This is a genomic window from Mitsuaria sp. TWR114, from assembly GCF_007997345.1.
Genome location: NZ_VOSR01000470.1, coordinates 1 through 4,654 on the forward strand (window position 1 = coordinate 1; position 4,654 = coordinate 4,654).

Here is a 4,654-nt window from a genome sequence, read left to right on the forward strand (position 1 = left end):
GCGGGGAGAGGGTGGGGGTGAGGGGTCTTTCGATCTGCCGGAGCGCTACGGCGAGAACCCCCTCACCCTGCCCTCTCCCCCTCCCGGGGGGAGAGGGAATGATGCGGGCGCGAGGGGTGTCGAGAGAGGGGATGAATCCCAGGCGAAGGGACCAGACGGAGACGTCGGTCAGGCCAGCACGGCTGCCATCGCGTTCGCGGTGGCTTCGACGTTGCGGGTGTTCAGGCCGGCGATGCACATCCGGCCCGAGCGCAGGATGTAGACGCCGAATTCCTCGCGCAGGCGGTCCACCTGCTCCGGCGTCAGCCCGGTGTAGCTGAACATGCCGCGCTGCGTCAGGAAGTAATCGAAGTTGCGCCCCGGAATCTTGGCCGTGATGACCTCGAACAGCGCGTTGCGCATCGCCAGGATGCGCTCGCGCATCTCCTCGACCTCACCCTCCCACAGCGCGCGCAGCGCCGGGTCGCCCAGCACCTTGGCCACGACCTGGCCGCCATGCATCGGCGGGTTGGAGTAGTTGCGGCGGATGGTGAACTTCAGCTGGCCCAGCACGTTGGCCGCCTGCGCCGCGTCCGGGCACACGACCGACAGCGCGCCGCAGCGCTCGCCGTACAGGCTCATGTTCTTGGAGAAGCTGTTGGCGACGAAGAAGCTCAGCCCCTCGGCGGCCAGCGCGCGGATCGCGAAGGTGTCCTGCTCCAGGCCATCGCCATAGCCCTGGTAGGCCAGGTCCAGGAAGGCGATCAGCTCGCGCTCCTTCAGCACCGGGATCAGCGCGTCCCATTGCGACTGCGACAGGTCCACGCCGGTCGGGTTGTGGCAGCACGCATGCAGCAGCACGATGCTGCGCGCCGGCGCCTCCGACAGCGCCTGCAGCATCGCGTCGAAGCGCAGGCCGCCGGTCTTGGCGTCGTAGTACGGGTAGCTGCGGCACTCCAGCCCCGAGCCCTCGAAGACGGCGCGGTGGTTGTCCCAGGTCGGGTCGCTCAGGTAGATGGCGCTGTCGGGGAAGTAACGCTTGATGAAATCCGCGCCCACCTTCAGGCCGCCCGACGAGCCCACGCCCTGGATGGTCGCCACCCGGTTGCTCTTGAGCGCCTCGCTGTCGGCGCCGAACAGCAGCTTCTGCACCTCGGTGCGGAAATTGGCGGCACCTTCCATCGGCAGGTAGGGCCGGGCGCCGGCCTGCTCCACCACGGCCAGCTCGGCCCGGCGCACCGAATCGAGCATCGGGATGCGGCCGTCGTCGTCGAAGTAGATGCCGATGGACAGGTTGATCTTCTGCGCGCGCGGGTCCTTCTGGAAGGCCTCGTTCAGGCTGAGGATGGGATCGCCCGCGTAGGCGTCGACGTGCTGGAACATGCTGGGAACTCCAGGTTGGACAAACGGCGGCGGCCATTATCCCCAGCCGGACCCCGCCGCACCGCAACAGCCCCGCCGCCGGCGCACCGGTACAGCACGACGACAATGCCGGCTTCGCATCACCTGTCCCACCGAATCACATGATCACCGACTTCAACGCGCGTGGCGCCGCCTGCCTGCCGGGCCACCTGGGCATCGAGATCGTCGAGGTCGAGAAGGGCCGCGTCCACGCGCGGCTGCCCGTGCGCCAGCAGGTCATGGCGCCCAACGGCTACCTGCACGCCGGCAGCGTCGTCACGCTGGCCGACACCTGCTGCGGCTACGGCTGCATCGCCTCGCTGCCGGACGGCGCCAGCAACTTCACCACCGTCGAGCTCAAGTCCAACCACCTGGGCACCGCCCGCGACGGCGTCATCGAATGCACCGCCGTGGCCGTCCACATGGGCCGCACGACGCAGGTCTGGGACGCGACCGTCAGCCACGACGGCAAGACGATCGCGCTGTTCCGCTGCACGCAGATGGTCCTGTATCCGAAGGCGTGAGCCGTCCCTGAATCGCCGAAGGGTTCGTCAGAGCGCCTTGCCGCTGCCGATGGCCATCACCAGGCGCGTGACCAGCACGAGCTTGGGCGCGATGGCGTCGATGACGACGAACTCGCTGTCGCTGCTGTGCGCGCCGTAGCCGCGCACGCCCAGGCCCTCGATCACCGGCGCCTTGGTCGCCAGCGCGGCATAGGCCGCATCGGTGCCGCCGCCGGTGGGACGGTCACGCACGACCAGCTCCAGCTTCTGCTCGTCGGCCAGCGCCTTGGCCTTGGCGGCCAGTGCGCGCGAGGCCTCCGTCGCCTGCAGCGGCGGCCGGCGGCGGTCGAAGCTCAGCGTGATCTCCGACTCCGGCAGCAGCTTGTTCTGGATGCGCTTGCGCAGCTCGGCCTCCATGCCGTCGAAATCGGCGACGCGGTCCGCCCGCGCGTCGCCGTTGGCCTCGGCCCGCTCCGGGATCGCGTTGCGCACCGAGCCCGCCTTGGCCATCGTCCAGTTCAGTTGCTTCCCGTTCTTCGGGTCGGACAGGTCGCGGGTCTGCATGATCTGGTGGGCCATCTCGTACAGCGCGTTGACGCCCTTCTCCGGCGCCGCGCCCGCATGCGACGAGCGTCCCTTGACCTTCAGGTCCACCGACGCGATGCCGCTGGTGGCCAGCCGCACCGTGTCCGGCGTCGTCGGCCCGCCGCCGCCCTCGAAGGACAGCACCGCGTCGTGCTCGCCGCCCAGCCGGGTGATCAGCGCGTTCGATCCGGGCGAGCCGATCTCCTCGTCGCCGTTGATGAGCACGGTGATCTCGGCGTAGTCCTTGAAGCCGACCGCCTTGAGCATCGCCAGCGTGTGGAGGATGGTCGCCACGCCCTGCTTGTCGTCGGCGATGCCCAGGCCGTAGGCGTGATTGCCGTCGATGCGGAAGGGCTGCTGCTTCAGGCCGCCGCGCTGGTAGACGGTGTCCATGTGCGCGATCAGCATCACGCGCTTGCCGGTGGCGCTGCCCGCCTTGAACGACGCGCGCACGATCTGGCCCACCTTGGCCGGGCCATCGCCGGCGTCGGAGGTCGGCGACGCGATGGTCGTGTCGGGATCGATCAGCTGCACCTGCCCGCCGAGCTCACGCAGCCGCTGGGCGATGAGGCCGGCGATGCGGTCCAGGCCCTGGCGGTCTGAGCTGCCGGACTCGATCTCGACCAGCTGCTGCAGCGTCTTCATCAGCTGGGGCTGCTCCCTGGCGGCCAGGGCCTGCAGCTCGGGCACGGTCTGCGCCTGGACGCCGAGGGCGGCCATCGCGGCCAGGGCGAGCGCCGCGCGGCGCCAGACAGGGAAGGAAGCCAGCATCGTCGAGGTCTCCAATCAGGGGGTGCTTGTCGTCGCCGCTCCCTCGGGGAGCGAAGGAAGGGCCGATCCTATCGGCAGAGCGCTCCGCCGTCCGCGTTGAAAGTGTTTCGTGTGCGGAGCGACGCAAGCGCTCGCGGCATCCCTGGCGGCGTTACCGATGCGCTGAGGCCCTTCAGCCGTCGCGGCGGCCCTGGCGGCCGGGCGCGCGTTGAGGCAGGCTCGCGCTCATGCCATCGACACCCTCGCCCGTCGGCCGCTCCCCTGTCACGGATTTCCCGCGCCCGGCACCGGCACGGCGCCGGCGCCGGCGCCTCGGGAGCGTCGTGCTGGTCCTGGCCCTGGCCACCGGCCCGGCGCTCGGCGACGACGTCCGCCGCAATGTCTTCGACGATCCCTTCGTCCAGTTGACGTCGGCGATCCCGCCTTCGGTGTGCCCGGTCCCGGCGGGCCCGCTGCTCACCGAGGCTGAAGCCCGGGCCCAGGCCCACGGTCGCATCGAGCGCGGCACGAGCTGCTTCCAGAGTGGCCGCTGCCGCCTGCCCAACGCCTATCTCTACGACAAGGAAATCATGCCGCGGGTGCAGAAAGCCATCGCCGCGGACGGCCGTTTCGCCGCCACGACCAGCGTCTGGGCGCTCGGCCAGCGGCGTTGGATCTGGCTGCAGGGCTGCGTGCGGAGCGCCGGGGACGCCGCGGCGCTGGAAGCGCTGGTGAAGCAGCTGGACGATGTCGAGGCCGTCATCAACGAGCTCCAGGTCGTGCCGGGCGGACCGGCCGCGGCGGCCTCGCACTGAACCGGAGGTGGAGGCGCCAGCCGCCAGCCTCGAACGCCGGATTTCAAGCCTCCAGCCACTCGATCCACCGGCCATGGGGGTGGGACCACGCCAGCGCCCCGGTCCGCGGCTCGCCGCCATCGGCCCACTGCAGCGTCCACAGGGTGCTGCTGCCCGGCGACTCGCCCGGCGGACAGTCGGGCGGCGACGGCAGCGGCGCCAGCTTGCCGATCTCGCCGCTGATCCAGGCCAGGCCGCGCTCGCGCAGTGCCTGGCCCTGTCCGGGATAGGCCTCGCCGGCGATCCAGCCGGCCAGGCGCGGCAGCGGCGCCATGCACTGCCGGGGATCGAAGGCGAACGCATGCCGCGCGCGGCCCTGGTTCAGCGAGAGTGACAACGTCTCCAGCTGCGGCGCCATGAAGTTCCAGTCGTCGAGCACTTGCTGCAGGCGCGTGGCGATGCCGTTGGCATAGCATGCCTGGCTCAGGTCGCGCGACACGACCACCAGTTGGCCGTCGCGCGATCCATCGCGGTAGGTTGCGAGTTTCATTGTTGTGGTCGGACAGTCATTCGTCGGGCGAGCGTTGGCGGCATTTTCACCTCAGGATCGGAAGGCGCTCGGCGTCGCGCTCGCGGCCGCGC

At 70.2% G+C, this 4,654-nt stretch carries 4 protein-coding genes and 1 pseudogene; 2 read left to right on the forward strand and 3 right to left on the reverse strand.

Annotated features, from left to right (window positions below; genetic code table 11):
- Window positions 1-168: 168 nt before the first annotated feature.
- Window positions 169-1,362 (reverse strand): amino acid aminotransferase, encoded by a 1,194-nt coding sequence (locus tag FUT87_RS16935; RefSeq protein ID WP_147241771.1) that lies wholly within the window; start codon window positions 1,360-1,362, stop codon window positions 169-171.
- A 140-nt stretch (window positions 1,363-1,502) separates the two neighbouring features.
- On the opposite strand from FUT87_RS16935, the gene FUT87_RS16940 reads away from it, so the two are divergent.
- Window positions 1,503-1,904 carry a PaaI family thioesterase gene (locus FUT87_RS16940; protein ID WP_147241772.1) on the forward strand — a complete coding sequence of 134 codons (402 nt, stop codon included), beginning with the start codon at window positions 1,503-1,505 and terminating at the stop codon, window positions 1,902-1,904.
- A gap of 27 nt (window positions 1,905-1,931) precedes the next feature.
- On the opposite strand, the gene FUT87_RS16945 is transcribed toward FUT87_RS16940, so the two are convergent.
- Window positions 1,932-3,239 (reverse strand): glutamate carboxypeptidase, encoded by a 1,308-nt coding sequence (locus tag FUT87_RS16945; protein ID WP_147241773.1) that lies wholly within the window; start codon window positions 3,237-3,239, stop codon window positions 1,932-1,934.
- A gap of 323 nt (window positions 3,240-3,562) precedes the next feature.
- Here FUT87_RS16945 and FUT87_RS16950 point away from each other — a divergent pair, with 323 nt between their 5' ends.
- Window positions 3,563-4,033 carry a BON domain-containing protein gene (locus tag FUT87_RS16950; RefSeq protein WP_091729086.1) on the forward strand — a complete coding sequence of 157 codons (471 nt, stop codon included), beginning with the start codon at window positions 3,563-3,565 and terminating at the stop codon, window positions 4,031-4,033.
- A gap of 238 nt (window positions 4,034-4,271) precedes the next feature.
- On the opposite strand, the pseudogene FUT87_RS16955 reads toward FUT87_RS16950, so the two are convergent.
- Window positions 4,272-4,562: pseudogene (locus FUT87_RS16955) on the reverse strand (fumarylacetoacetate hydrolase); the annotation flags it as partial.
- Between the last annotated feature and the right edge of the window lie 92 nt (window positions 4,563-4,654).

Bases quoted from the DNA above. Each gene is read 5' to 3' on its own strand.
- FUT87_RS16940 (WP_147241772.1), top strand. From the start codon at position 1,503: ATGATCACCGACTTCAACGCGCGTGGCGCCGCCTGCCTGCCGGGCCAC.
- FUT87_RS16945 (WP_147241773.1), bottom strand. From the start codon at position 3,239: ATGCTGGCTTCCTTCCCTGTCTGGCGCCGCGCGGCGCTCGCCCTGGCC.
- FUT87_RS16935 (WP_147241771.1), bottom strand. From the start codon at position 1,362: ATGTTCCAGCACGTCGACGCCTACGCGGGCGATCCCATCCTCAGCCTG.